Raw genomic sequence first — 24,777 nt, forward strand, 5'->3', positions numbered from 1 at the left:
GCTTAAGAAAACACTCCGGCAATGAGAGAATAAAAAATCTCATAGCCGGGGTGTTTTTTGAATTAGCATGATAAAGTGCTTGCAATTTACCACGATAAAATTTATAATGGAAGGAAATTCACGACATAAAGAATGGAGGAGCTGCTATGATTAAATTATATAAAAACGGCGCATGGCTGACAGAAGGGCAGGAACCTGTAAGCGACGAGACGGGACTGGAGCAAAAATTTCATTTGAGCAAACAGGAAGCAAAGAAAAATACAATTGCCTATTCCATTTTGAAAAATCACAATACTTCTGAAAATATGGATTTCCTGAAGTTGAAATTTGATAAATTAACATCTCATGATATTACTTTTGTAGGTATCATACAGACAGCGAGAGCTTCCGGACTGGAGAGATTTCCAGTTCCTTATGTACTTACAAATTGTCACAATTCTCTGTGTGCAGTGGGCGGAACCATTAACGAGGATGACCATGTATTCGGATTAAGCTGCGCAAAGAAGTACGGGGGCGTTTATGTACCGCCTCATCAGGCTGTTATCCACCAATATGCAAGAGAAATGCTGGCAGAGAGCGGAAAAATGATATTAGGCTCTGACAGCCATACCAGATACGGCGCTTTAGGTACTATGGCTATGGGTGAGGGAGGTCCGGAGCTTGTAAAACAGCTTTTAGGAAAAACTTATGATATCCCCTATCCTGATGTGGTGGGCGTTTATCTTACCGGAGAGCCGGCTTTCGGTGTAGGTCCTCAGGATATTGCATTGGCAATTATCGGAGCTGTTTTTTCTTCCGGCTATGTGAAAAATAAAGTAATGGAATTTGTAGGGCCGGGAGTAGGAAAACTAAGTGTGGACTATCGAATTGGCATTGATGTTATGACTACGGAAACCACCTGTTTATCCTCTATCTGGCAGACAGACAGCAAAGTAAAGGAATTTTATGAGATACACGGCAGAGCACAGGATTACAAAGAGCTTCAGCCGAAGACAACGGCTTATTATGACGGAATGGTTTATGTAAACTTATCAGAAATCCGCCCTATGATTGCCATGCCTTTCCATCCGGCAAATACTTATACCATAGAGGAATTGAATAAAAACCTAATGGATATTTTAGATGAAGTGGAGAAAAAGGCAAAGGTCAGTCTCGGCGAAAATGTTTCCTATACCTTAAAGGACAAAGTAAGAAATGGAAAACTATATGTAGAACAGGGAATTATTGCAGGTTGTGCAGGAGGCGGATTTGAAAATATTTGTGATGCGGCAGATATTTTGAAAGGAAAAAGCATTGGCGCAGATGAATTTTCACTGAGTATTTATCCGGCAAGTACGCCGATTTATATGGAATTGGCGAAGAACGGCGTATTGGCAGATTTGATGCAGACAGGTGCTATTGTAAAAACCGCATTTTGCGGACCTTGCTTCGGTGCAGGAGATACACCGGCGAATAATGCGCTAAGTATCCGCCATTCTACCAGAAATTTCCCAAATCGTGAAGGCTCGAAATTACAGGAAGGACAAATTTCTTCTGTGGCGTTGATGGATACCCGTTCTATTGCAGCAACGGCAGCCAATAAAGGATGTCTGACAGCGGCAACCGAGTACGAAGGAACGTATAGAAAACCAACGTATTTCTTTGACGGTTCTATTTATGAGAACAGAGTTTTTGACAGCAAGGGTGTAGCAGAGCCGGATGTGGAAATTCAATTTGGACCGAATATTAAAGACTGGCCAAAGATGCCAAAGCTTCCTGAAAACCTGTTGTTGCAGGTAACTGCAGAAATTCATGACCCTGTTACTACCACGGATGAATTAATTCCTTCGGGAGAGACTTCTTCTTTCCGTTCCAACCCTATAAGACTGGCGGAATTTGCATTATCCAGAAAAGCGCCGGATTATGTGGGGCTGGCAAAGGATATTCAAAAAGGAGAAACAGCCAGAGAGCAGGGAGAAATTCCGGAAGAGAAGGTGTCCGGGCTTTGTCAGATGAAAGAGCAGATACAGGCAGAGTTTGCAGCAATGAGCTGGGAAAATACAGGTATCGGAAGTACGATTTTTGCAGAAAAGCCGGGAGACGGCTCAGCCAGAGAGCAGGCAGCATCCTGCCAGAAGGTATTGGGAGGCTGGGCGAATATTGCCAGAGAGTATGCCACAAAAAGATATCGTTCCAATCTGATAAACTGGGGTATGCTTCCGTTTTTATTTACAGAAGAGCAGCTGCCCTTTGCTAAAGGGGATTATCTTTACATTCCAAATATACAGGAAGCTGTAAAAGAAGGTAAGAGCGAGCTTACAGCTTATGTTGTAAAAGACGGACTTTCACCTTTTACTTTAAGATTAGGTGAGATGACACAGGATGAGCGCACGATTTTGCTTCAAGGCTGTCTGATTAATTATTATAAATTGTCTATATAATTCTGAAATAAATATACAATTTACAGTTTAAAAAGAAGAAAAAATAATGTTATAAAAAAAGATAAAAAATATTAAAAAAGATATTGACAAATTGCTGAGGAAGTAGTATTATAAAATCAACAAAAAACAAAACACCTTTTACAAAACATTATTTCATATCCATTTCAAAATTAGAGACGAGAAATCAATTTTGAAGATGGCTACAAGGTACAAAAGATAAATCATTATAAAAGTTTTAAGTGTACGGAGAATACAAGATAAACAGAAAGTAATGATAAAGTACCAAGGAAAAAATAATGAATGAAAAGAATGTGGAGTTTTAAATAAAGATAAGGAGGTTTAGTCCAATGGAAACTACTAAATCAAATTATCAATATGAGAGTGGTAAGGCATAAATCCCTATGAAAGACCTGAAATAAGAAAATAAAAAATCTTCCTCAGCAATATAATATATAATAGTAGGAAAAGCATTTCAGGTAAATATCAAAAATGTCCTCATATTGAACATTTACCACAAAAGTAATAAAAAGGTTTTAGATTATATGTAAAGAAATATAATTTAAAAGAATAAAGTATCTATATATCATTTTAAAGTATAGCAAAAAAGAAAAACAATATGATGAGTTCTATTCGTTGAAATAAGCCTGTTGTATTTGGTAAATAAAAATAGTTGTTATATTAAAAAGAAATGTATAGAGAAATATTTTGAAGGCAAATAGCCCGAACTACTTGTTAGAAACTTTTTATTATCATATATAGATTGATATAAACTTTCAATAAATCTTAAAAGGATTTATACAAATAGGGAAAGAAAAAAGGTTAGCTTAAATAAGAAAGGAATAAGAAAATTGAATAACGAAGAAAATTAGAACAACCGTTATATCCAAGTATTAGATATAGCGGTTGTTCGATTTTTGTGCTATAATTGGAAAAATTAAAAACACAGGAATATATGAGGGCGCTATGAATACTATAAATATAGAAGATACTGTTTTATATGAAGATAAATATATTTTGGTTTGTCAAAAACCGGCAGGATTTCCGGTTCAGAGCAAACGGTTGGGAACTCTGGATATGGAATGTGCATTGAGAAATTATTTGGCAAAGAAAGGACAAGAACCTTATGTGGCAGTTATCCACAGACTGGATCAGCCGGTACAGGGAGTTCTTGTGTTTGCGAAAGACAAAGAAAGCGCAGCAAAGCTCAGTAAACAAATGCAGCAGGGGAAATTTGAAAAAACTTATCTGGCATATACACAGGGACATACGGATAAAAAACAGGAAACTTTAATTGATGAATTAGAAAAGGACGGCAGAACTAATACGTCTAAAGTGGTTGCAAAGAAAACGGCAAACAGTAAACGGGCGGAGCTTTCCTATAAGGTTCTGAAAGAAACAGAAGAGGGAAGTCTTTTGGAAGTTTCTTTGAAAACAGGGCGTCATCATCAGATTAGAGTGCAGCTGGCACATGCAGGACTGCCGATTTTCGGTGATGCAAAGTACAATGTGAAATGTACGAAAGAGGATGCAAATCATGGTGTTTCTTTATGTGCATATAAATTGTCTTTTTTACATCCTGCAAAAGGGAAGAAAATGGAATTTCAGGTAATGCCGGTTGGAAATTTTCCAATAGTATAGGAAAGAATTGTTTCACCATACTAAGTGTAAAGGATAAAAGGTATGGGGGAATAGATTATGAATTGGAAAAAGGCAGGGATTGCAGCGGGAGTGAGCGCAGGAGTATTTCTGGGAATGAAATATGTATTTCCTGTTATACTTCCGTTTTTTTTAGGATGGATTTTGGCGGAAGCAGTCCATGTACCGGCAAAGAGGATATGTGAAAAGCAGACGAGTAAAAAGCTGCACCTGTCAGAAACTGCTTTGGGAATGATTTTTATTATTCTGGGCGTGTTGCTGGCGGTTTTGAGTGTGCTTTTTACCTTGCAGTATCTGACCGGAAAACTGGGGGAATGTGTCCAATATTATCCGGAATTGAAAGAGGAAGCGCAGGATATTTTATGGAAGCTTTGCCTTGGAATAGAGCGTCTTACAGGAATATCTGCGGATAAAAGCTGTTTTTATATCAGCAGACAGGCAGAACTTTTCTTGCGGTGCATTTTTTCGGGGAAGAACAGTATGAATACGGCGGTGGTTTCTGTAAAAGGCTGTGTTTGCTTTGTCGGTATACTGGCAATTTGTATTGTGTTTGCTATTTTATTTTTGCAGGAAAGGGAGCGTGTGTATGCGTCTTTGGAAAAGTGGAAAATATTTGGAAACCTTATTCATATTATCAGGGAAATGGCAGCAGGGATAAAAGCATATTTAAAAGCGCAGTTTAAAATTATTTTTGTGGTTTGCCTGCTGTGTGTGGGCGGACTTTGGGCGCTGAAGGTCAGGCACTACGTAGGCTTTGGTGTTGCCATTGGGATGTTTGATGCCTTTCCTGTGCTGGGAACAGGAACTTTTCTTATTCCGGGGGCGCTGCTCATGTTCCTTCAGGGGAAAATAAAAATGAGCATCGGCTTGCTTGTGCTGTATCTTTTGACTGCGGCAGTGCGACAATTCTTAGAACCGAGGCTTATCGGAAATCATGTCGGTGTGTCGCCGCTTTTGGTACTGGTATCGGTTTACTTGGGAGTGGTTTTGTATGGTGGTTTTGGATTTGTTTTGGGACCTGTATCTGCTTTTTTAATTTATGTGATTTTGAAGGAATGTGCCGCTTTTAAGGAAAATTAAGAGCTTATGGCATTTCGAAAAATTTTATAAACAAAGATAGAAGGTATGGACTATTAAAAACTTTCGTGTATAATGGGAAAGTAGTAAAACTTTTAGATAAAATGAGTAAAAGGCAGGTAAGATTATGAAGAAAGTACTGGTGGGTTTGCTGTGCTGCATGCTGGCAGCAGGAGTTATCAGTGGCTGTGGCTCAAAGGAAAAGCCAAAATCTGATAAAAGCCAAAATCATACAGAGAAAACGGAAGAGCAGTCCGATACTACAAGTACAGAAAAGCCGCAGGAGGAGAAAGAGCCTTCAAAAGAGCCGGAAGAAGAAAAGAATATGGCAAATGATTTAACCATGCAGGTTTTGAAGGAGCAGGCAGGAACAAGGGATTATACTTCTTTGGAAGAGTTAAATCCTGAACCGGGCAGTTATATTGCGGTGGTGGTAAAGAATACAAAATCCAGCTTCTGGGCAAGTGTAAAAAGAGGTATGGATGATGCGGTAAAAGATTTAAACCAAAAAATGGGATATAAAGGTGAAGATAAAATCAAAATTTCTTTTGAAGGTCCTTCAGAGGAAACGGATGTAGAAAGCCAGATTAATATTATTGATGCGGTGCTTTCTGAAAATCCTGCTGTCCTTTGTCTGGCGGCTATTGATATGGAGTCCTGTGAAGCACAGTTAGAAGCAGCGGCAGAAAATGATATTCCTGTTGTTGTTCTGGACTCAGGGGTGCAAAGCAGTTTAGTCAACTCCGTATGCGCAACAGATAATTATTCAATGGGAGCAGAGGCTGCAAACAAGCTGGCAGAAGCCATTGGAGGTCAGGGACAGGTTGCGGTGATGACACATGTTGCTGCATCTCAGACAAGCAGAGACAGAGAAATCGGATTTACAGAAACCATTGCAAATAATTATCCGGAAATTGAAATTGTAAATATCTCTCATGAAAATCCGGAAACGAGTATGACGGAAATGGCAGAGGCTGTGTTAAAGCTGTATCCGGATGTAAAAGGTTACTTTGGAACAAATGAGCATGCCACAAATGCTGTTTTAGATGCAGTGAGTGCATCGGGCAGAGAAATTGCGGTGCTGGGTATTGATGCGGGAAAGAAACAGATTGACGCAGTGAAGAAAGGAACAGAAATCGGAACTTTTGTACAGAATTCCTATGGCATGGGGTATGCGACTGTTGTAGCTGCAATGCGTGCAGATTTAGAGTTGGAAAATGACACCTTTATTAATTGCGGATATCAGTGGATTGATGGGAACAGCATTGAATTATCAGAATACGCTAATTATTTATACGAGTAAAGTGTTAATGTGAAAACAAATGAAAAAAACAGCTTAATACTGTGATAATTAGATAAAATACACAAAGGATGAAAAGGGGAAATGCGCAAAATTGTGCAGTTTCCCTTTTGTTGCCTTAAAAAATCGATAAAAGTGCAGGAATTTCGTGAAAGTAGCAAGAATAATACGTTAATAAATTGACAAAATGTATAATTCATAGTAATATCAAGTTATGTGAAGGTGGTGATACTGTGGTAGAAAAAACAATCAAAGAAATCCGGGAAACAGAGCAAAAAGCGGATGATATCATTGCTGAAGCCAAGAGCCAGAGTGAAAAGCTTCTTGAAAATGCAAAAAAAGAAGCGGAAAACCTGGAGTCCGGAATGATTGAACAGGCGCAGGAGGCAGCGAAGAAAGCGTGCCGGGCTGCGCAGGATGCCGGCAAGAAGACTCTCGAGGAGGCGTTAAAGGATGTCGGCAAAGAGATTGCAGAAATTAAGGAAACTGCAAAATCTCGAGAAAAAGAAGCAGTAGACGCAATTATTGAGAGCTTGGTATAGGCGTACTGCAAAGTAGAACTACGAAAAAGGAGGAATGCGGATATGGCAGTATTGCAGATGCAAAAGGTAAGTATCTGCGCACTGAAGAAGGACAGGAAAGCAATTCTGGAAAAAATTCAGTCCATGGGCGTTATGGAGATTTCCAAGGTTCTGGATGATGACTCAGGTTTTGAGCGAATGAATACACAGAATGAGAGAAGTAAATTTGAAAAAAACGCTTCTTTAGCGGATATGGCTTTGGATATTCTTCAGGAATACGTGCCGGAAAAGGTGTCTATGTTCTCCGGTCTGGAAGGCAAAAAGCTGATAGAGCGGCGGGAGCTTGAGACAGTGGCAGAACATAAGGAGCAAATTATGGATATTGTTTCGGATATCATCGGCAATCAGAAAAAGATTGCAGAGTACCGTGCCAATATTCAAAAATTTGAAAATCAGATAGAAATGCTTATTCCGTGGATGATGCTGGATGTTCCCATGACATGGAAAGGGACAAAGAGCACAGAGCTTCTGGTCGGAACAATGCCCGGACAGATGACTTTAGACGGAATGTACAGTCTGATTGCAGAAAATGCACCGGAAATTTCCGGAGTAGATATTACTGTTCTTTCTTCTGGACAGGACGCAGTTTATATTGCAGTGCTGTGTATGAAAAAGGATGCGGGAAAGGTCGAAGAGGTTTTCAGGCAGAACGGTTTTGCCAGACCGTCACAGCCTGTGACACAGACGCCTGCACAAGAGAAAGAAAAGCTGGAAATGCAGATTAGAGATTTACAGAAAGAAATTTTAGATTGTCAGGAAAATATTAGAAAACAGCAGTCTGAAAGAATGAATATCAGGCTGGCATCTGATTATTTCCGTGCCAGAGCTGAAAAGTACGAGGTACTGGGACAGCTTCCGCAATCTAAGAAGACTTTCATGATAAGCGGTTATGTACCGGAAAAAGCAGTTCCCGCATTAGAAAAGGCGCTAAATGAAAAGTATACCTTGAGTATGGATGTGGAGGAGCTGGCAGAGGATGAGGAAGGCCCGGTTCTTCTTAGCAACAATGGATTTTCAGAGTCGGTAGAAGGAGTTTTGGAGTCCTATGGATTGCCAAAGAAAGGCGAGATTGACCCAACAACAATCATGTCCTTCTTCTACGTGTTTTTATTTGGATTAATGTTATCCGATGCAGCGTATGGACTCATTATTTTCCTCGGTTGTTTCTTTGTACTGAAGAAATTCCCGAGAATGGAGCAGTCTTTAAAGAAGGCCATTAAAATGTTTATGTACTGCGGTATTTCTACATTGGTATGGGGTGTTCTCTTTGGAGGATATTTCGGAGATGCCATTGATGTAGTGGCACGAACCTTTTTCCACGTAGAGGTTCCGGAGGGCGGACTTGTAAAGGCTCTTTGGTTTGTACCTTTGAATGACCCTATGAAAATGCTTATTTATTCTATGGCATTTGGTGTTATTCACCTGTTTACCGGTTTGGGCATTAAGGGGTATATGCTGTTAAAGGATAAGAAAGTGTTGGATTTCTTCTGTGATGTTGTGCTTTGGTACGTATTTTTAATTGGTTTGCTGCTGATGCTGCTTCCAAGCGAAATCTTTGCATCCATTGCACAAATTGACCCAAGTATTTTCCCACCGGCAGTAGCGGGAACAGGAAAGGTTCTTTCTATTGTAGGTGTAGTAGGTATTATTCTCATGTCAGGACGTGCCAATAAAAATCCGGGGCTTCGTCTGGCATTGGGCTTGTATGATGTATATAACGTAACGGGATGGCTCAGTGATGTATTATCTTATTCCAGACTTTTAGCTCTGGGACTGGCAACGGGAGTTATTGCATCTGTTATTAACCAGATGGGAAGTATGGCAGGAGACGGCATCTTTGGTGCGATTGTATTTCTTGTAGTATTTGTATTTGGTCATGCGTTTAACATGGCAATCAATGTGCTGGGAGCTTATGTTCATACAAACCGTCTTCAGTTTGTTGAGTTTTTCGGCAAATTTTATGAGGGTGGAGGAAAACCTTTCAACCCATTTAAGTCTAGTACAAAATATGTAGATGTTAAGGAGGAAACGTATTTATGAGTCATTTAGGAATTGTTTACGCATTATTAGGTGCAGCAGTAGCAGTATTTTTATCAGGTGCAGGTTCTGCAATCGGTGTTGGTATTGCAGGTCAGGCTGCCTCAGGAGTTGTTTCTGAAGACCCTTCCAAATTTGCAAAAGTATTGATTATGCAGCTGCTTCCGGGTACACAGGGTATCTACGGTTTGCTGGTTGGATTTATCACTTTATCAAAAATCGGATTATTAGGCGGCGGAATGCTTGAACTGACACCTCAGCAGGGATTATTGGTATTAGCAGCATGTCTTCCTATCGGTATTGTTGGTTTGATTTCCGGTAAATATCAGGGAATGACTTCCGCAGCAGCTATCGGAATTGTTGCAAAGAAACCGGAACAGTTCGGTAAAGCAATGCTTTTCCCGGCAATGGTTGAAACTTATGCGATTTTAGCGCTTCTTATTTCTATTCTGTCTGTAACAAACCTTCAGTTCTAAGATTAGGGCAGTTTTGAAAAAGATGGAATAAGTAAAGGAGAGCGAAGAATGACTGGATTAGAAAAAATGAAAAGCCAGATTCTTGAAGAAGCCCATACTTGCGCAGAAAAAATTCTCGAGGACACGAGAAAAGAGGCAGATGAAATTCTTGCCGAAGCAAAGAAAAGAGCAGAAGCAGAATGCAGTCGCATTGCTCAAAACGCAGAGGAAGAAGTGAAAAGTCTTGCAGAGCGCTCTGAGTCTTCCTGTGCTTTGCAGAGAAGAAAAGCTCTTTTAGAGGCAAAGCAGGAAATTATTTCAGAAGTGCTTGAAAAGGCTTATGAAACTTTAATCAGCGCAGACGAAACCACATATTTTGGAATGCTTCGAAAAATGCTCTATAAATATGTTCTTCCGGAAGAAGGAGAAATTTGCTTCGCTAAGGAAGATTTGGAAAAGATGACACCGGGCTTTGAAGAAGAAATCAAAGGTATTGCAAAGGAAAAGGGCGGAGCACTTACTATTTCCAAGGAAACCAGAAATGTAAAAGGCGGCTTTGTTCTTGTATATGGAGGCATTGAGGAGAATTGTACATTTAAGGCGATGTTTCATTCTCAGAAGGATGAGCTTTCTGATAAGGTTCATAGTTTATTATTTTCATAGCATAACCGCAAAAAGGAGGAATTGATTTGTTTGACACAAAGTATACCTATGCGGTTGCGCGAATACGTGCGCTGGAGACATCATTATTTACTTCCCAGATTATAGACCAGTTGCTTGCCTGTGAAACAGAGGAACAATGTATTCAGATTTTACAGGAAAAGGGCTGGGGAGATAATGATACGGCAGGAAGTGCAGAGGCAATTTTAGAAAGAGAGACAGAAAAAATATGGGAGACCATGAAGGATTTAGGGGTAGATATGTCTGTTTTTGACGTGCTTTCCTATCCAAATCTCTTTCACAATCTGAAAGCAGCGATTAAAGATGCCTGCTCCGGAAAGGATAATCAAAATCTGAATATTTATTATGAAGATACGCAGATTAGTCCTAAGGAGATGTTGGAGATTATTAAAAATAAAGAATTTTCCAGATTTCCGGAAAACATGTCAGGTGCGGCAAGAGAAGCTTATGAAACCTTGCTGCATACAGGAGATGGGCAGTTGTGCGATGTGATTATCGACAGGGCGGCATTGGATGCAATCTATGCAGCCGGTGAGGCAGCGAAAGACAGCATTATCAAGGAATATGCCGAGTCTGTTGTTGCTATTGCAGATATTAAAATTGCAGTGCGCTCACAGAAGACCGCAAAGACCATTGAATTTATGAAACGTGCAATGGCTCCGTGTAAATCCATAAATGTAGAACAGTTGTCAAAAGCGGCAGCAGCAGGTATGGAGGCAGTTACGGAATATTTATCCGGCACTGCTTATGCAGAAGGAGGGCAGGCGATTGCAGAGTCTTCCTCCGCATTTGAAAGATGGTGTGACAATCGTATGATGCAGGCAATGCAGCCGCAGAAATATGAGTCATTTTCAGTAGGACCTTTGGTAGCTTATGTGCTGGCAAGGGAAAATGAAATAAAAACGGTGAGAATTATTCTCTCAGGAAAACAAAATGGTTTTTCTGAGGAGTCAATCCGGGAAAGGGTAAGGGAGATGTATGTATAAGATTGCAGTTGTGGGCGACTATGACAGTATATACGGATTTGCTACACTGGGCCTTGATACATTCCCTGTGGCCGACCGTAAAGAGGCAGAAGAAAAAATAGAGGCACTTGCCAGTCAGGAATATGGGATTATTTATATTACAGAAGCCTTGGCGGCTGAGTGCAAAAATGTAATAGAAAAATATCAGGAGAGAATTTTACCGGCGATTATTCAAATCCCCGGCGTGTCAGGAAATACCGGAGACGGTGTGCAGGGCGTGAAAAATTCAGTAGAACAGGCAGTAGGCTCTGATATTCTATTCAGTAATAATTAGAAAGCAGGTGATGCGTGGCCATGAGCAAAGGTATAATTAAAAAAGTAGCAGGTCCGCTGGTTATTGCAGAGGGCATGCGTGATGCAAATATGTTTGACGTTGTTCGTGTTAGTAATCAGCGTTTGATTGGTGAAATCATTGAAATGCATGGAGATGAAGCATCCATTCAGGTATATGAGGAAACTTCAGGTCTTGGTCCGGGAGAACCGGTAGAGTCCACAGAAGCTCCGCTGTCTGTTGAATTAGGACCTGGTTTGATTACCAGTATTTATGACGGTATTCAGCGTCCTCTGGATGATATTATGAAGGTTTGTGGAACAAACTTAAAAAGAGGTGTGGAAGTTCCTTCCTTAAAGAGAAATTTAAAATGGAATTTTGTTCCCACAGTAAAAGCAGGAGACCATGTAGAAAATGGTGACATTATCGGTACTGTTCAGGAAACCATCGTAGTAAACCATAAAATTATGGTGCCTTATGGCATGAGCGGTACTGTAAAAGAAATTAAAGCAGGAGAATTTACCGTTGAGGATGTTGTAGCTGTGATTACAACAGAGCAGGGTGACAAAGAGCTGACTATGATGCAGAAATGGCCGGTTCGTAGAGGTCGTCCATATCTGAAAAAGCTTCCTCCGGAAATGCCTCTTGTAACAGGACAACGTGTAGTTGATACCTTCTTCCCTATTGCAAAGGGTGGTGTTGCCGCTGTTCCGGGACCTTTCGGAAGCGGAAAAACAGTTATTCAGCATCAGCTGGCAAAATGGGCAGAGGCGGACATCGTGGTTTATATCGGCTGCGGTGAACGTGGAAACGAGATGACAGACGTATTAAATGAGTTCCCTGAACTGAAAGACCCGAAAACAGGACAGTCCTTGATGGAAAGAACGGTATTGATTGCCAATACCTCCGATATGCCGGTTGCTGCCCGTGAAGCATCTATTTACACAGGTATTACCATTGCAGAATATTTCCGTGATATGGGTTATTCTGTTGCACTTATGGCAGACTCCACTTCCCGTTGGGCGGAGGCTCTTCGAGAGATGTCAGGACGTCTGGAGGAAATGCCGGGTGAAGAAGGATATCCTGCATACCTCGGTTCTCGTCTGGCACAGTTCTATGAAAGAGCAGGACATGTAATTTCTCTTGGAAAAGATAAGAGAGAGGGAGCATTGTCTGTAATCGGTGCAGTATCTCCTCCGGGTGGTGATATTTCTGAGCCGGTATCTCAGGCAACTCTTCGTATTGTAAAGGTATTCTGGGGCTTGGACTCTTCTCTTGCATACAAGAGACATTTCCCTGCAATTAACTGGCTTACCAGCTACTCCTTATATCTTGACAATATGGAAAAATGGTTTAACGAGAAAGTTGCACCGGATTGGATGACAGGTCGTCAGAAAATGATGAGTCTTTTACAGGACGAAGCAGAGCTGGAAGAAATTGTTAAGATGGTTGGTATGGATGCTTTATCAGCAGGCGACCGTCTGAAAATGGAAGCAGCACGCTCTATCCGTGAGGACTTTTTGCACCAGAACTCTTTCCATGAAGTGGACACTTACAGCTCTCTGAAAAAACAGTATTTGTTAATGAAGCTGGTAGTTGCATACTATGAGCAGGGTGTGGATGCTCTGGAAAAAGGCGCAAATATTCAGGATTTAGTAAAACTTGATGTTCGTGAGAAAATCGGACGTTTTAAATATGTGTTAGAAGAAAATTTGGATGAAGAATATAAAGCTGTATTAGAACAGCTTGCAAAAGAAATTTCCAATATAACAGGGAAGGAGGACTTCTAATGCCAAAGGAATATAGAACAATACAGGAAGTTGCCGGACCTCTTATGTTGGTTCGTGGCGTTGAAAACGTTCATTTTGATGAACTGGGTGAAATTGAATTGGCAAATGGCGAAACACGCCGCTGCCGTGTACTTGAAATTGACGGAAGTAATGCTCTGGTACAGCTTTTTGAAAGCTCCACAGGTATTAACCTCTCAAACAGCAAGGTTCGTTTCTTAGGAAGAAGTATGGAGCTTGGTGTATCTGAAGACATGCTGGGACGTGTCTTTGACGGTCTGGGGCGCCCGATTGATGACGGTCCGGAAATTTTGCCGGATGCCAGAATGGATATCAATGGTCTTCCTATGAACCCAGCTGCAAGAAGCTATCCGGAAGAATTTATTCAGACAGGTGTTTCTGCCATTGATGGTTTGAATACACTGGTTCGTGGACAGAAGCTTCCTATCTTCTCCGCATCCGGTCTGCCTCATGCACAGCTTGCAGCTCAGATTGCAAGACAGGCCAAGGTACGTGGTTCAGGAGAGAACTTTGCCGTTGTATTTGCGGCTATGGGTATCACTTTCGAGGAAGCGAACTTCTTTACAGAGAGTTTTAAAGAAACAGGCGCTATTGACAGAACGGTATTATTTATCAATCTGGCAAATGACCCGGCTGTTGAGCGTATTGCAACACCGAAAATGGCGCTGACAGCAGCAGAATATCTTGCATTTGAAAAAGATATGCACGTATTGGTTATTTTAACCGATATCACAAACTATGCAGATGCCCTTCGTGAGGTATCCGCAGCCCGTAAGGAAGTACCGGGACGTAGAGGTTATCCTGGTTACATGTATACCGACCTTGCAACGATGTATGAAAGAGCCGGACGTCAGAAAGGCAAAAAGGGAAGTATTACCATGATACCAATTCTGACCATGCCTGAGGATGATAAAACTCATCCAATTCCTGACTTAACAGGATATATTACCGAAGGTCAGATTATTTTGAGTCGTGAATTATATCGTAAAGGCGTTACGCCCCCAATCGATGTATTACCGTCACTTTCCCGTCTGAAAGATAAAGGTATCGGTGAAGGAAAGACAAGAGCAGACCATTCCAATACCATGAACCAGCTTTTTGCAGCTTATGCACGAGGCAAAGAAGCAAAAGAATTGATGGTTATTTTAGGTGAAGCAGCTCTTTCCGATATTGACATTATTTATGCGAAATTTGCAGATGCCTTTGAGCAGGAATACGTTTCACAGGGATATATGGCAAACCGTGACATTGAGGAAACTCTGAGAATTGGCTGGAAACTGCTTTCCATTCTTCCAAGAAGCGAGCTGAAACGTATTGATGATAAGTTCTTAGATGAATATTATGGAAAGTTCTAAAGTGAATTCTGTAATAAGAAGAAAGAGGTGATATTTTGGCATCTACGCAGGTAACACCTACCAGAATGGAGCTTACCCGTCTGAAAAAGAAGCTGGTAACGGCGGTAAAGGGACATAAGCTTCTGAAAGATAAGCGTGATGAGCTTATGAGGCAGTTCCTTGATTTGGTAAGGGAAAACATGGCGCTGCGCCAGAAAGTAGAGGCAGGAATTTTATCCGCAAATAAGAACTTTGTCATTGCAAAAGCAGGTATGTCTGAGCAGATATTAAACACAGCTTTAATGTCGCCCAAGCAGGAGGTTTATCTGGAAGCAGGGAAGAAAAATGTTATGAGTGTGGATATTCCGGTTTTTGAGACAAAGACCAGAACCGCAGATGCAAATGATGTTTATTCTTATGGTTTCGCATTTACCTCAGGGGATTTAGACGGAGCTGTGAAATCTCTGGCAGATATTTTGCCGGATATGTTAAGGCTTGCGGAAGTGGAGAAGTCCTGTCAGTTAATGGCTTCTGAAATTGAGAAGACACGACGCAGAGTAAATGCTCTGGAGCATGTTATTATTCCGGAGACACAACAGAATATTAAGTATATTACCATGAAGCTTGATGAAAACGAGAGAAGTACACAAATTCGTTTGATGAAGGTAAAAGATATGATGTTGGAAGAAGCGCATCATTATAAAGAAAAAGAGGTCATGGTGGAATAAAAAGAATAGAAAAGATGATATGGAATTGTTTGAGGACAGTTCTGTATCATCTTTTTTTAGTTGGGGAGAAAAATGGCTAACATGAATGCACACTGATAAATTGCAATACTTGTAAAAGTACACAAAAAATATGTGTTAAAAATATGAAAAAGTGCAAAATATACAAAATAACTTGACTACAAAATATGATAGTGGTATATTCTAGATAAAGAAAACAATTTAGGAAAATATTTTCCCGTATAAAAGGAGAGAAAATAGTGAGTAATATATTAGTAGTCGGAAGTCTGAATATGGATTTTGTAATTAACGTAAAGAAAATGCCACTTTCAGGTGAAACAATTTTGGGAGAGGATGTAAATCTTGTTCCGGGAGGAAAAGGTGCAAATCAGGCTTATGCTGTTGGAAAATTAGGCGGACAAGTAGACATGATTGGAGCAGTGGGAGATGATTTGTACGGAAGGATGCTGATAGAAAATCTTCAGAATGTAGGAGTGGGAATTTCGGGAATAGAGATTATTCAGGGAACGCCTACGGGAAATGCTTTTATTAGCGTTGACGAGGGAGGAGAAAACAGCATTATTGTTGTTCAGGGAGCAAATAATAAGCTGACAACACAGATGATAGACAAACATGTGAATTTGATTAAGAGAGCCGATATTATTATTATGCAGCTGGAAATCCCTCTTGAGGTTGTAGAATATGTGAAAACCTTAGCACAGGAAAAGTTAATTATTTTAGACCCTGCGCCTGCACAGGATGATCTGCCAAAACAGTTTTTAGAAGGTTTTACTATTGTAAAGCCAAATGAAACGGAGCTTCAGACTTTAATCGGAAAAAAGCTTGAGACAAAAGAAGAGCTGATTTCGGGAGCGGAGGAATTATTAGAAAAAGGAATTCAGACAGTCATTGTTACATTAGGCGGAGATGGCGCTTTGCTTGTTACGAAAGATAAAACAGAGTATTTTAAGGCACAAAAAGTAACCGCAGTTGATACGACAGCAGCAGGAGATTGCTTTACCGCAGCATTGGCATTGGCATTAAGTAAAGGAAAGGCTTATGCTGAGGCAATTCAATTTGGAAACAGCGTGTCGGGAATTGTGGTAACACGAAAAGGAGCACAGACTTCCATACCCACAATGGAAGAAGTGATAGAAAAAATGAAGGAGGAGGAAAAAGAGTGAAAAGACCGATAATTATTGATTGTGACCCGGGGGTAGATGATGCTTTGGCAATTATTCTGGCGTTAAAAAGTTCTGAGCTGGACCTGAAAGCTGTTTGTACAGTGTCAGGAAACGGTGATATTGATAATACAACGCAGAATGGGTTGAAGATTTTAGCTTTATGCGGAAGAGAAGACATTCCGTTGTATAGAGGGTCTGCAAGAGCATTGGATGATAAGCAGCCGGATACAGTTCCTGCTTTTGGAGATGACGGATTGGGAGGATATGCGTATACAATCGAGACTGAAAAAGAGGAAGAAGAAAAAAATGCGGTTGATTTTTTGGTAGAGACAGCGACAGAGCATCCGGGAGAAATTACATTGTTTGCCATAGGACCTTGTACTAATATTGCAAAGGCAATTCGAAAAGACCCGGAATTCCCTAAAAAAATCAAACAGCTTATTATTATGGGAGGTGCAAAATATACAGGAAACATGAGTCCGGTAGCGGAATATAACTTTTGGGCGGATCCGTTAGCAGCAAAAGAAGTACTGAATGCAGGATTTCAGGATGCCGTTATGATAGGGCTTGACGTTACAAATAAAATTGCTTTAGGTGCAGACGTTCGTGAGCTGCTCCGAATTTTTAATACAAAGTTATCTAACTTTTTATACAATGTTACACGTGTTGGTTTGGATGATAATTGGAATTCCAGAAGAAAACCGGTTGCACCGATGCACGATGTTTTGACTGTGGCATATTTTATCGATCCGACTATATTAACTTTAAAAAAGGCCAATATTGATGTGCTTACCGATGGAATTGGAAGAGGTCAATCTATTGTGGATATTAACGGGCATTGGAATGACGGAAGGTGTAATGCGTGGTATGCGGCAGAGGTAGATGTGAATAAGTTTTATAAGCTGCTATTGACAACGATATTTGAAGAAAAGAAAGAAGAAATATTGGAGTATTTAAACCGATAATTTGAAGGGAGAGAATATTATGATGACAAAAAACAAAGGAAAAGATACATTTTCATTAATGGTAATTTTACTGATACCGGTTGCGATTGCAATTAATATTGTAGGCGGACAGATGACATCTATGTTAAAAATTCCGGTAGACTTGGACATGATAGGTGTGCTGCTTGTAGGTGCCTTGGCAGGTCCTATTCCAGCAGCTTTAACAGGAGTATTGACGAACTTAATTAACGGAATTATGGATCCAAGCTGGCTTCCATACGCATTTTGTTCTTTCTTTATCGGTATTTCAGCAGGTCTGTTATCCAAATATAATATGATGAATAAAATTTGGAAGCTGGCTGTTTCCGGTATTATTATCGCTTTAGTAGCTACTGTAACGGCAACTCCTATTACTGTATTCTTCTTTGGAGGTGCAACAGGGGGCGGCGCATCTATGATTGCAGCAGGCTTGATGGCAACAGGTAAACAGATTTTAGAGGCTGTTTTATCTGTATATATTGTTACAGAAACGATTGGAAAGATGATTTCTATATTCGTAGCTTATGTGATTATTAAAGTTATTCCTGACAGAACATTAACAAAATATAAATATGGCATGAATTTTGTGAAGAAATAATAGGAGAAAAAAGATGGAAAATGCAGCAAAAGGGAAAAATAAAATTGTAGAATTGTATCCCCTGACAAAATTTTATTTAGCAATAGCGGCTGCAATTGTTGCAATTGTTTTACCGGGTATTCTGTCAAAAGTTATTTGTTTTCTGGCTTTAAATGTATTGGCAATAGTCAGCGGGGTATATCCGGTATTCATTAGAAGAGTGAGAAATTCTGTTGGAATTTTGTTTCTTGTACTTCTTGTTGTACAGACCTTTTTTGCACCGGGAGAAACAGTGCTGTTTTCTTTCTGGATTTTTAAGGCAAAATTGGAGGGGTTACTTTTTGCACTGAAGCTTGGATTTATTTTAGCCAGCGTAGGCTCGGCATTAATTTGGTTTTTTGCGGTAACTACGGAGAAGGATTTCGTACTTGCACTTGAAAAGAAGGGCTTAAGTCCGAAAGCATCTTATGTTGTACTGTCAACACTCCAGATGGTTCCTGTATTGAAAAAACGTTCTCAGACAATTATGAACGCACAGAAAGCAAGAGGTGTGGAAACAGAAGGAAATATTTGGATACGTGCCAAGGTATTTGTTCCTACGATTGTTCCATTGGTGCTTAGTTCTATTCAGGGAACAGAAGAAAGAGCGCTTACTTTGGAAGCACGTGGCTTTTCCGTAGAAACGCCCTCTACACATCTATATGATATCGAACCGAAGCCAATGGACAGAGTCATGACAATCGTGATAACAGTTGTATTTTTACTTATTATTTTAGGGAGAGTGTTATTATGGGTTATATAGAACTGAAAAATGTTACATATACATATCCCCTTGCAAAAGAACCCAGTATTAAGGATGTTACTATTTCTTTGGAAAAAGGAAAATTTTATGCAGTTGTAGGAGCAAACGGAAGCGGAAAAACAACGTTATGCAATATTATCCGTGGATTTATTCCGGGATTTTTTCAAGGAGAAATGGAAGGTGAGGTACTTTTAGAAGGAAAATCCTTGCAGCAATATACAATGGGAGAATTAGCGCCAAAGATTGGTTATGTTTTTCAAAACCCTTTTAATCAGATTACGGGGGCGAGAGACAATGTATATGAGGAAATTGCCTATGGACTGGAAAATTTAGGCGTGAAAGTTGAGAAAATCAAAGATACTGTAAAAAAGGTTATGGAATTAACCAATACAGCGTATCTGGCAGAAAAAAATCCATTTGAATTGTCAGGAGGCCAGCAGCAAAGGGTAGCGTTGGCATCTGTTCTCGCTTTAGAGCCTGATATTTTTGTAATTGATGAGCCTACCTCCCAGCTTGATCCCAAAGAAACGGAAAGAGTTTTTGATATTATTGATAAGATGAAAAAAATGGGAAAAACAATTATTCTGGTAGAGCATAAAATTGAATTGATTGCAGAATATGCAGATGAGGTTTTGGCATTGGAAGAGGGAGAACTCATTCGACAAGGTGAGAAGCATGAGGTGCTGTCAGATTTATCTTTATTAGAGCGGGATATTGAGCTGCCTCAGTCGGTAATTTTGGCAGATGAGCTGCGAAAACAGGGTATTCCTATTGATGAAAAAATTATTACAAAGGCGGAAATGGTGCATCAGCTGAAGAAAACTATGAGTAAACGGTGAGGAGGATAAAAGATGTCATTTATTAAATTTGAAAATGTAAAATTTGTTTATCCAAATGGTTTTTCAGCTGTTGAGGATATTAATTTTGAAATCGGACAGGGGGAAAACATTGCCATTGTAGGACAAAATGGTGCAGGAAAGACCACTACTGTGAAGATGATTAACGGATTGTTAAAACCTACAAAGGGAAAAGTTATAGTTGCGGGTATGGATACAAGCGATTTTACGACAGCAGCTTTATCGAGAAAGGCAGGGTATGTTTTTCAAAATCCGGATGACCAGATATTCCATAATACTGTGGAAAAGGAAATTCAATTTGGGCCTGAGGTTTTGAAAATGAGCGAAAGTAAGGTTAAAGAGATGGTAGAATATTCTGCGAGGCTTACAGGACTTACAGATGTAATGGAAGAAAATCCGTATAACCTTCCGTTGTCAGTAAGAAAGTTCGTCACTATTGCATCTATTCTTGCAATGGACACAGATATTGTAATTTTGGATGAGCCTACGGCAGGACAGGATATTCGAGGAATACGTCTTTTGGAAAATATCTTAAAGGAGCTTACTGCAAAAGGAAAAACAATCGTTACGATTACACATGATATGGAATTTGTAGTTAATAATTTTAATAAAGTGTTTGTAATGGCGCATAAAAATCTTTTGAAGATTACAAATCCGAAAGAGGTGTTCAGTGATGACCGGTTATTGGAGGAGAGTATGCTGATGAAACCATACGTCAGTGAAATTGTATCTGAGCTGGGTTTTCCGGGGCAGATTACCTCAAGAGCTGAGCTGGTAGAATATGTGAAAAAGGCAAAATAGAAAATAAAAACCCGTTGTTTTTATCATCTAAATCGGATATAATAAAACAAGAAGAATGTCGAAGGAGTGATAAAGTGGATCATTATGAGGTATTCCATGATATCCTTGTAAATTTATTTCAGGAAATTATGGATATAGAGGGAAAAGCACTGATTACTTCTGAATTTAAAGATATTTCTGTCAATGATATGCATATTATGGAGGCAATCGGAGAAGAAAACGCTAAAAATATGTCTTCTGTTGCAAAGCTTTTATCTGTTACGGTGGGCACTTTGACCATTGCTATTAATGGTTTAGTGAAGAAGGGATATGTAGCTAGGGAAAGAAGTGAGGAAGACCGCAGAGTTGTTCTTATTTCTCTCACAGGGAAGGGACGTAAAGCCAATGAGCACCATAAGAAATTTCATGACGGAATGATACAGGCTCTTTTAAAGGATTTAGATGATGAACAACAGGAAATTTTAGTGAAGTCCTTATTAAATTTAAGAGAATTCTTTGATTCTTATGAAAATCAGAAATAAAGGGTTGATGCAGAGGGCATATTTATGCCGATGCACAACCCTTTTCCTGTTGGTTTTTTAATTATCCCATAATGACTTCTACATAGTATTCTGTGATGCCTTCAACAGCTTTGATACAGGATCCTTGAATTTCCTTGCCGTTGACTCTCATCTTTTTAATTCCCTTTTCTACATGGTTTGGATTGTTGACTGTAATGTGGTAAGTTGCTCCGCGATATTTTCGGGTTGCGGTGAAACTGTCCATTTCAGAACAGATACAAGGATCTATCTCCAAACCATCAAAGGATGGGCGGATGCCGAGAATGTACTGAGAAACATTTACAAAAGTCCATGCAGCCGTTCCGGTAAGCCAGCTATTTTTGGCTTCTCCGTGTTTTGGAGCATCTTTTCCGGCTATCATCTGAGAATATACATAAGGCTCAGTCCGGTGAATTTCACTGATATCTTCAATGTAAATGACAGAGTTGATATGAAGCTTCCATATGAGCAGGATAAGCTGATTGAGGAGCTGCTTGCAGTAAATCCGAATACAGTAATTACATTTGTAGGTGGAAGTCCCGTAGAGATGGGAAGCTGGTTGGAAAAAGCAAAAACAGTTGTCTGGAGCTGGTATGCGGGAATGGAAGGCGGAAATGCACTGGCGGAGGTATTGTTTGGAGCTGTGACTCCATCCGGAAAGCTGCCTGAGACTTTCTATAAAAAACATACAGATTGTTCTGCTCATGCCATTGGAGAATTTCCGGGAGGTTCTAAGGTGCACTATACAGAAGGCGTGTTTGTGGGATACCGATACAACGATACCTTTCAGATAGAGCCGGAGTTCTGTTTCGGACATGGTTTATCCTATACAACATTTTTATATGAAAATCCTGCGTTGGTTCAGAAAAACGGCTTGAATTATGTGGAATGCGATGTGACAAACACAGGAACAACCGCAGGCAAGGAAACAGTTCAGATTTATACAGCATCTGTGAAGAGAAAAGAAACAGAGCCGGTTCAGGAATTAAAAGGATTTGAAAAAACCAAACTGCTGTTTCCGGGAGAATGCCAGAGAGTATCTGTACTTGTAGAAGGAATGATAGAAAAGAAAAATTTACGAATTGGAAGCTCTTCCAGAGACATCCGATTCGTAATAGAGAGCAGGTGAGTATATGAAATACAGAAATCCTATTCTTTCCGGATTTCATCCTGATCCGTCTATATGTAGGGCAGGAGAAGATTTTTATCTCGTAACATCAACATTTGAATTTTATCCGGGAGTGCCTGTTTATCACAGCCGTAATCTGGTTGACTGGGAACTGCTGGGATATTGCATGACAGAAGAAAATGAGTTTAACTTAGAAAAAAGCGCACCATCAGGTGGGATTTATGCACCGACTATCCGCTATTGTGAGGGTATGTTCTTTATGATTACCACCAATGTGTCAGATAAAGGACATTTTATTGTGTATACGGAGGATATTAAGAAGGGATGGTCAAAACCACAATGGATTTCCGGCGGAGGGATTGATCCAACGCTTTTCTGGGATGATGACGGAAGAGTATATTTTGTGTCTAATGGAAATGACGAAGAAGGACGCAGCACCATTGAAATATGTGAGATTAATCCTTTTAACGGGAAGCTTTTGTCAGAGCGCCGGATTTTAAGCTATGGATGCGGAGGAAAATATCCGGAAGGGGCACATCTATATAAACGGTTTGGCAAATATTACCTGATGCTGGCAGAAGGCGGTACCGAATATGGTCACATGGAAACCATCCAGCGCGCAGATGATATATACGGACCATACGAACCCTGTCCTCATAATCCGATTTTGACTCATCGTGATGATACAAAGGGAGAGATACACTGTACAGGACACGCAGATATTGTGGAAGACCAGAATGGAAATTGGTGGATGGTCTGTCTTGGCACTCGTTGCAACGGTGGAGAAAGAGGAATTATGATGCAGCATCATTTGGGGAGAGAAACATTTTTGACGCCGGTTGTATGGAGTGAAAACGGATGGCCGATTGTAGGAAATAACGGTAAAATTGCACTTTCTATGGAAGGACCGCTTCCGGAAGAAGTATCGGATACAGATTATACGGAAAAATTGAATTTTGAAGATAATTTTTCAAAGGCGGAGTTTGACCTCAGATACAATTATCTCAGAAATCCTCATGCAGAATGTTATGTAAGAGAACAGGAAAATAAATCCCTGTTTTTAAAAGGAACAGAAGAAACGTTGAATAATCAGGCAAGTCCTACATGGATTGGCGTAAGACAGCAGGAATTTTGCTGTGATGCAAAAGTTGATATTGAAGTGTGTGAGACAAGAGAAGGATTTCGTGCAGGATTGACAGCTTTTTATAATCAGTATTATCACTATGAAATCTGTGTTGCAAAAAATCAGAATAAACGGGAAATCCAGCTTGCAAAACATGTGCATGATATTTTTGCGGTAACAGCAAAAGCTGAAATTCCGGCAGGAAAACAGATATCTCTTCGAGTGGAGTCAGATAAAGGAAAATATTATTTCTATTATACTGTAAACGGAGAGAAAGAAGTATTTTTAGGAAGCGGATTGACAGCCGGCTTGTCAACGGAAGGGACAGTACCAATGTCCTTTACAGGAACGTATCTTGCACTCTTTGCAGAAAACGGGGATGCAAGATTTAAGAACTTCAGTATAAAATATAAGAAGTAATGATAATAAACATTATCCTTCAATATTTATACACTTTTAGCGAATTTGTTGAGCACGCTTTGAGATTACAAGCTCAAAGTGAGCGCAGGCTGAGTGTAAAGTGTATAAATATTTAGGATATATAATATTCTCATTGTGCCAAAAACTGGGCATATTTTTTAGGCGATACTTTCGTCGCTTTGGTAAACGCCTTAAAAAAGTTACTATAATCATTAAATCCGCATTTTATACTGGCTTCACTTACTGTATATCCCTCTGCCAGCAGCTCTTTTGCATAAGAAATGCGTTTGGCGGTAATATATTTGTTAATGGTAGTGCCGGTGGCAGATTTAAAGAGCCGGCATAAGTAAGAGGAACTTAAAAAAAAGTGAGATGACAGCTGCTCCAGACTTAAAGGTTCTTCAATATGTTGATTAATGTAGGATAAGATACTGTCTACCTGTGCATTTGAGCCGATTTCTTTATCTGTATCTGCAATACGGTTTTTATGAAATCTTTTATTGAGAAAAACCATCAATTCTAAAAAGGTAGCCTTTTCTAAAATGTCAGAACCATATCCTTGAATATGAGAAAGCTTATGAATAAAATACTGAAAGTTTTTCTGTTCCTCTGTGGTCAAAGAGACTTTGTGATTGGAGCGCATACTTCTGTTTTGAAAGCATGCGTCCAAATTGGTGTTTTCTGTGCACAAAGACTTTAAAAAGTCAGGATAAATAGAAATAATAATGCGTTCGTGTACCTGACTGTCAATCTGTGTTAGATGATGACTTTCGTACTGGTTAATAAAGAAAATATCACCGGGGAAAATATTATAAAAGCAGTTATCGATTAAAAACTGTTTTCCGCCGGATATGGAATAATAAATCTCGTAACAATCATGAATGTGCATATCCATAGGCTTTTCATCGCTGTATAAATGGGCGATGGCAAAAAACTTCTGTTCAATACAGTTTGCAATAGAGTCTTTGCAGGAGCTGAGTATTTCCATTTTA

Annotated in this window: 23 protein-coding genes and 1 pseudogene; 22 read left to right on the forward strand and 2 right to left on the reverse strand. The window is 39.8% G+C overall.

Going from position 1 to position 24,777, the window contains the following annotated elements:
* Positions 1–146: 146 nt before the first annotated feature.
* From CGC63_RS01990 to CGC63_RS02085, 20 genes are all read left to right on the forward strand, one after another.
* Positions 147–2,420, forward strand: coding sequence for a hydratase (locus CGC63_RS01990; protein ID WP_004221436.1), 2,274 nt, complete (start codon positions 147–149; stop codon positions 2,418–2,420).
* Between the two features lie 963 nt (positions 2,421–3,383).
* Positions 3,384–4,058, forward strand: a complete 675-nt coding sequence (locus CGC63_RS01995) for an RluA family pseudouridine synthase (RefSeq protein ID WP_040351032.1) — start codon at positions 3,384–3,386, stop codon at positions 4,056–4,058.
* 57 nt (positions 4,059–4,115) lie between these two features.
* The gene (locus CGC63_RS02000; protein ID WP_004221434.1) at positions 4,116–5,156 is read left to right on the forward strand and encodes an AI-2E family transporter; all 1,041 of its coding nucleotides are present in this window, start codon (positions 4,116–4,118) and stop codon (positions 5,154–5,156) included.
* A 124-nt stretch (positions 5,157–5,280) separates the two neighbouring features.
* Positions 5,281–6,456, forward strand: coding sequence for an ABC transporter substrate-binding protein (locus CGC63_RS02005; RefSeq protein WP_004221433.1), 1,176 nt, complete (start codon positions 5,281–5,283; stop codon positions 6,454–6,456).
* A 230-nt stretch (positions 6,457–6,686) separates the two neighbouring features.
* Positions 6,687–6,995 carry a hypothetical protein gene (locus tag CGC63_RS02010; protein WP_009247449.1) on the forward strand — a complete coding sequence of 103 codons (309 nt, stop codon included), beginning with the start codon at positions 6,687–6,689 and terminating at the stop codon, positions 6,993–6,995.
* A gap of 42 nt (positions 6,996–7,037) precedes the next feature.
* Entirely contained in the window at positions 7,038–9,074 is a 2,037-nt protein-coding gene (locus tag CGC63_RS02015; RefSeq protein ID WP_004221430.1) for a V-type ATP synthase subunit I, read from the forward strand.
* Positions 9,071–9,547, forward strand: coding sequence for a V-type ATP synthase subunit K (locus tag CGC63_RS02020; RefSeq protein WP_004221428.1), 477 nt, complete (start codon positions 9,071–9,073; stop codon positions 9,545–9,547). The genes CGC63_RS02015 and CGC63_RS02020 overlap by 4 nt, the downstream gene beginning before the upstream one ends.
* Before the next feature lie 48 nt (positions 9,548–9,595).
* On the forward strand, positions 9,596–10,189 hold the full coding sequence (locus tag CGC63_RS02025; protein WP_004221426.1) for a V-type ATP synthase subunit E: 594 nt from the start codon (positions 9,596–9,598) through the stop codon (positions 10,187–10,189).
* A 26-nt stretch (positions 10,190–10,215) separates the two neighbouring features.
* Entirely contained in the window at positions 10,216–11,193 is a 978-nt protein-coding gene (locus CGC63_RS02030) for a V0D/AC39 family V-type ATPase subunit (RefSeq protein ID WP_004221423.1), read from the forward strand.
* Positions 11,186–11,506, forward strand: coding sequence for a V-type ATP synthase subunit F (locus CGC63_RS02035; RefSeq protein WP_004221420.1), 321 nt, complete (start codon positions 11,186–11,188; stop codon positions 11,504–11,506). The genes CGC63_RS02030 and CGC63_RS02035 overlap by 8 nt, the downstream gene beginning before the upstream one ends.
* Before the next feature lie 20 nt (positions 11,507–11,526).
* Positions 11,527–13,293, forward strand: a complete 1,767-nt coding sequence (locus tag CGC63_RS02040; protein ID WP_004221417.1) for a V-type ATP synthase subunit A — start codon at positions 11,527–11,529, stop codon at positions 13,291–13,293.
* Positions 13,293–14,666 carry a V-type ATP synthase subunit B gene (locus CGC63_RS02045; RefSeq protein WP_004221416.1) on the forward strand — a complete coding sequence of 458 codons (1,374 nt, stop codon included), beginning with the start codon at positions 13,293–13,295 and terminating at the stop codon, positions 14,664–14,666. The genes CGC63_RS02040 and CGC63_RS02045 overlap by 1 nt, the downstream gene beginning before the upstream one ends.
* A 35-nt stretch (positions 14,667–14,701) precedes the next feature.
* Entirely contained in the window at positions 14,702–15,373 is a 672-nt protein-coding gene (locus tag CGC63_RS02050) for a V-type ATP synthase subunit D (protein WP_040351031.1), read from the forward strand.
* 257 nt (positions 15,374–15,630) lie between these two features.
* A complete protein-coding gene (gene rbsK, locus CGC63_RS02055) occupies positions 15,631–16,554 on the forward strand; it encodes a ribokinase (RefSeq protein WP_081445586.1) in 924 nt (307 codons plus the stop codon).
* Complete coding sequence (locus CGC63_RS02060; RefSeq protein ID WP_004221413.1) at positions 16,551–17,519, forward strand: nucleoside hydrolase; 969 nt, start codon at positions 16,551–16,553, stop codon at positions 17,517–17,519. The genes rbsK and CGC63_RS02060 overlap by 4 nt, the downstream gene beginning before the upstream one ends.
* A gap of 19 nt (positions 17,520–17,538) precedes the next feature.
* The gene (locus CGC63_RS02065) at positions 17,539–18,135 is read left to right on the forward strand and encodes an ECF transporter S component (protein ID WP_004221411.1); all 597 of its coding nucleotides are present in this window, start codon (positions 17,539–17,541) and stop codon (positions 18,133–18,135) included.
* A 13-nt stretch (positions 18,136–18,148) separates the two neighbouring features.
* Positions 18,149–18,916, forward strand: coding sequence for an energy-coupling factor transporter transmembrane component T (locus tag CGC63_RS02070; protein ID WP_004221408.1), 768 nt, complete (start codon positions 18,149–18,151; stop codon positions 18,914–18,916).
* Positions 18,904–19,755: an energy-coupling factor ABC transporter ATP-binding protein gene (locus CGC63_RS02075; protein WP_004221405.1), complete on the forward strand. Its 852-nt coding sequence runs from the start codon at positions 18,904–18,906 to the stop codon at positions 19,753–19,755. Before CGC63_RS02070 ends, CGC63_RS02075 begins: the two co-directional genes overlap by 13 nt.
* A gap of 12 nt (positions 19,756–19,767) precedes the next feature.
* Positions 19,768–20,574, forward strand: coding sequence for an energy-coupling factor ABC transporter ATP-binding protein (locus CGC63_RS02080; RefSeq protein WP_004221404.1), 807 nt, complete (start codon positions 19,768–19,770; stop codon positions 20,572–20,574).
* A 74-nt stretch (positions 20,575–20,648) separates the two neighbouring features.
* Positions 20,649–21,095, forward strand: coding sequence for a MarR family winged helix-turn-helix transcriptional regulator (locus tag CGC63_RS02085; protein ID WP_009247440.1), 447 nt, complete (start codon positions 20,649–20,651; stop codon positions 21,093–21,095).
* Between the two features lie 61 nt (positions 21,096–21,156).
* Here the strand turns inward: CGC63_RS02085 and CGC63_RS15580 are convergent.
* Positions 21,157–21,576: pseudogene (locus CGC63_RS15580) on the reverse strand (GH36-type glycosyl hydrolase domain-containing protein); the annotation flags it as partial.
* On the opposite strand from CGC63_RS15580, the gene CGC63_RS15585 reads away from it, so the two are divergent.
* Both CGC63_RS15585 and CGC63_RS02100 read left to right on the forward strand, forming a co-directional pair.
* A complete protein-coding gene (locus tag CGC63_RS15585) occupies positions 21,523–22,242 on the forward strand; it encodes a glycoside hydrolase family 3 C-terminal domain-containing protein (protein ID WP_004221396.1) in 720 nt (239 codons plus the stop codon). The pseudogene CGC63_RS15580 and the gene CGC63_RS15585 overlap by 54 nt on opposite strands.
* A gap of 4 nt (positions 22,243–22,246) precedes the next feature.
* Complete coding sequence (locus tag CGC63_RS02100; protein WP_004221393.1) at positions 22,247–23,785, forward strand: glycoside hydrolase family 43 protein; 1,539 nt, start codon at positions 22,247–22,249, stop codon at positions 23,783–23,785.
* Positions 23,786–23,915: 130 nt separating this feature from the next.
* Here CGC63_RS02100 and CGC63_RS02105 read toward each other — a convergent pair whose 3' ends face one another.
* Positions 23,916–24,773: an AraC family transcriptional regulator gene (locus CGC63_RS02105; protein WP_004221391.1), complete on the reverse strand. Its 858-nt coding sequence runs from the start codon at positions 24,771–24,773 to the stop codon at positions 23,916–23,918.
* Positions 24,774–24,777: the final 4 nt, after the last annotated feature.

This window comes from Blautia hansenii DSM 20583 (genome assembly GCF_002222595.2).
Lineage (GTDB): Bacteria > Bacillota > Clostridia > Lachnospirales > Lachnospiraceae > Blautia > Blautia hansenii.

What these genes read in the sequence shown, in the direction of transcription:
- CGC63_RS01995 (WP_040351032.1), top strand. Translation starts at nt 3,384, where the DNA reads ATGAATACTATAAATATAGAAGATACTGTTTTATATGAAGATAAATAT.
- CGC63_RS02020 (WP_004221428.1), top strand. Translation starts at nt 9,071, where the DNA reads ATGAGTCATTTAGGAATTGTTTACGCATTATTAGGTGCAGCAGTAGCA.
- CGC63_RS02065 (WP_004221411.1), top strand. Translation starts at nt 17,539, where the DNA reads ATGATGACAAAAAACAAAGGAAAAGATACATTTTCATTAATGGTAATT.
- CGC63_RS02040 (WP_004221417.1), top strand. Translation starts at nt 11,527, where the DNA reads ATGAGCAAAGGTATAATTAAAAAAGTAGCAGGTCCGCTGGTTATTGCA.
- CGC63_RS02025 (WP_004221426.1), top strand. Translation starts at nt 9,596, where the DNA reads ATGACTGGATTAGAAAAAATGAAAAGCCAGATTCTTGAAGAAGCCCAT.
- CGC63_RS02105 (WP_004221391.1), bottom strand. Translation starts at nt 24,773, where the DNA reads ATGGAAATACTCAGCTCCTGCAAAGACTCTATTGCAAACTGTATTGAA.
- CGC63_RS02005 (WP_004221433.1), top strand. Translation starts at nt 5,281, where the DNA reads ATGAAGAAAGTACTGGTGGGTTTGCTGTGCTGCATGCTGGCAGCAGGA.
- CGC63_RS01990 (WP_004221436.1), top strand. Translation starts at nt 147, where the DNA reads ATGATTAAATTATATAAAAACGGCGCATGGCTGACAGAAGGGCAGGAA.
- CGC63_RS02075 (WP_004221405.1), top strand. Translation starts at nt 18,904, where the DNA reads ATGGGTTATATAGAACTGAAAAATGTTACATATACATATCCCCTTGCA.
- CGC63_RS02000 (WP_004221434.1), top strand. Translation starts at nt 4,116, where the DNA reads ATGAATTGGAAAAAGGCAGGGATTGCAGCGGGAGTGAGCGCAGGAGTA.
- CGC63_RS02045 (WP_004221416.1), top strand. Translation starts at nt 13,293, where the DNA reads ATGCCAAAGGAATATAGAACAATACAGGAAGTTGCCGGACCTCTTATG.
- CGC63_RS02100 (WP_004221393.1), top strand. Translation starts at nt 22,247, where the DNA reads ATGAAATACAGAAATCCTATTCTTTCCGGATTTCATCCTGATCCGTCT.
- CGC63_RS02035 (WP_004221420.1), top strand. Translation starts at nt 11,186, where the DNA reads ATGTATAAGATTGCAGTTGTGGGCGACTATGACAGTATATACGGATTT.
- CGC63_RS02015 (WP_004221430.1), top strand. Translation starts at nt 7,038, where the DNA reads ATGGCAGTATTGCAGATGCAAAAGGTAAGTATCTGCGCACTGAAGAAG.
- CGC63_RS02080 (WP_004221404.1), top strand. Translation starts at nt 19,768, where the DNA reads ATGTCATTTATTAAATTTGAAAATGTAAAATTTGTTTATCCAAATGGT.
- CGC63_RS02070 (WP_004221408.1), top strand. Translation starts at nt 18,149, where the DNA reads ATGGAAAATGCAGCAAAAGGGAAAAATAAAATTGTAGAATTGTATCCC.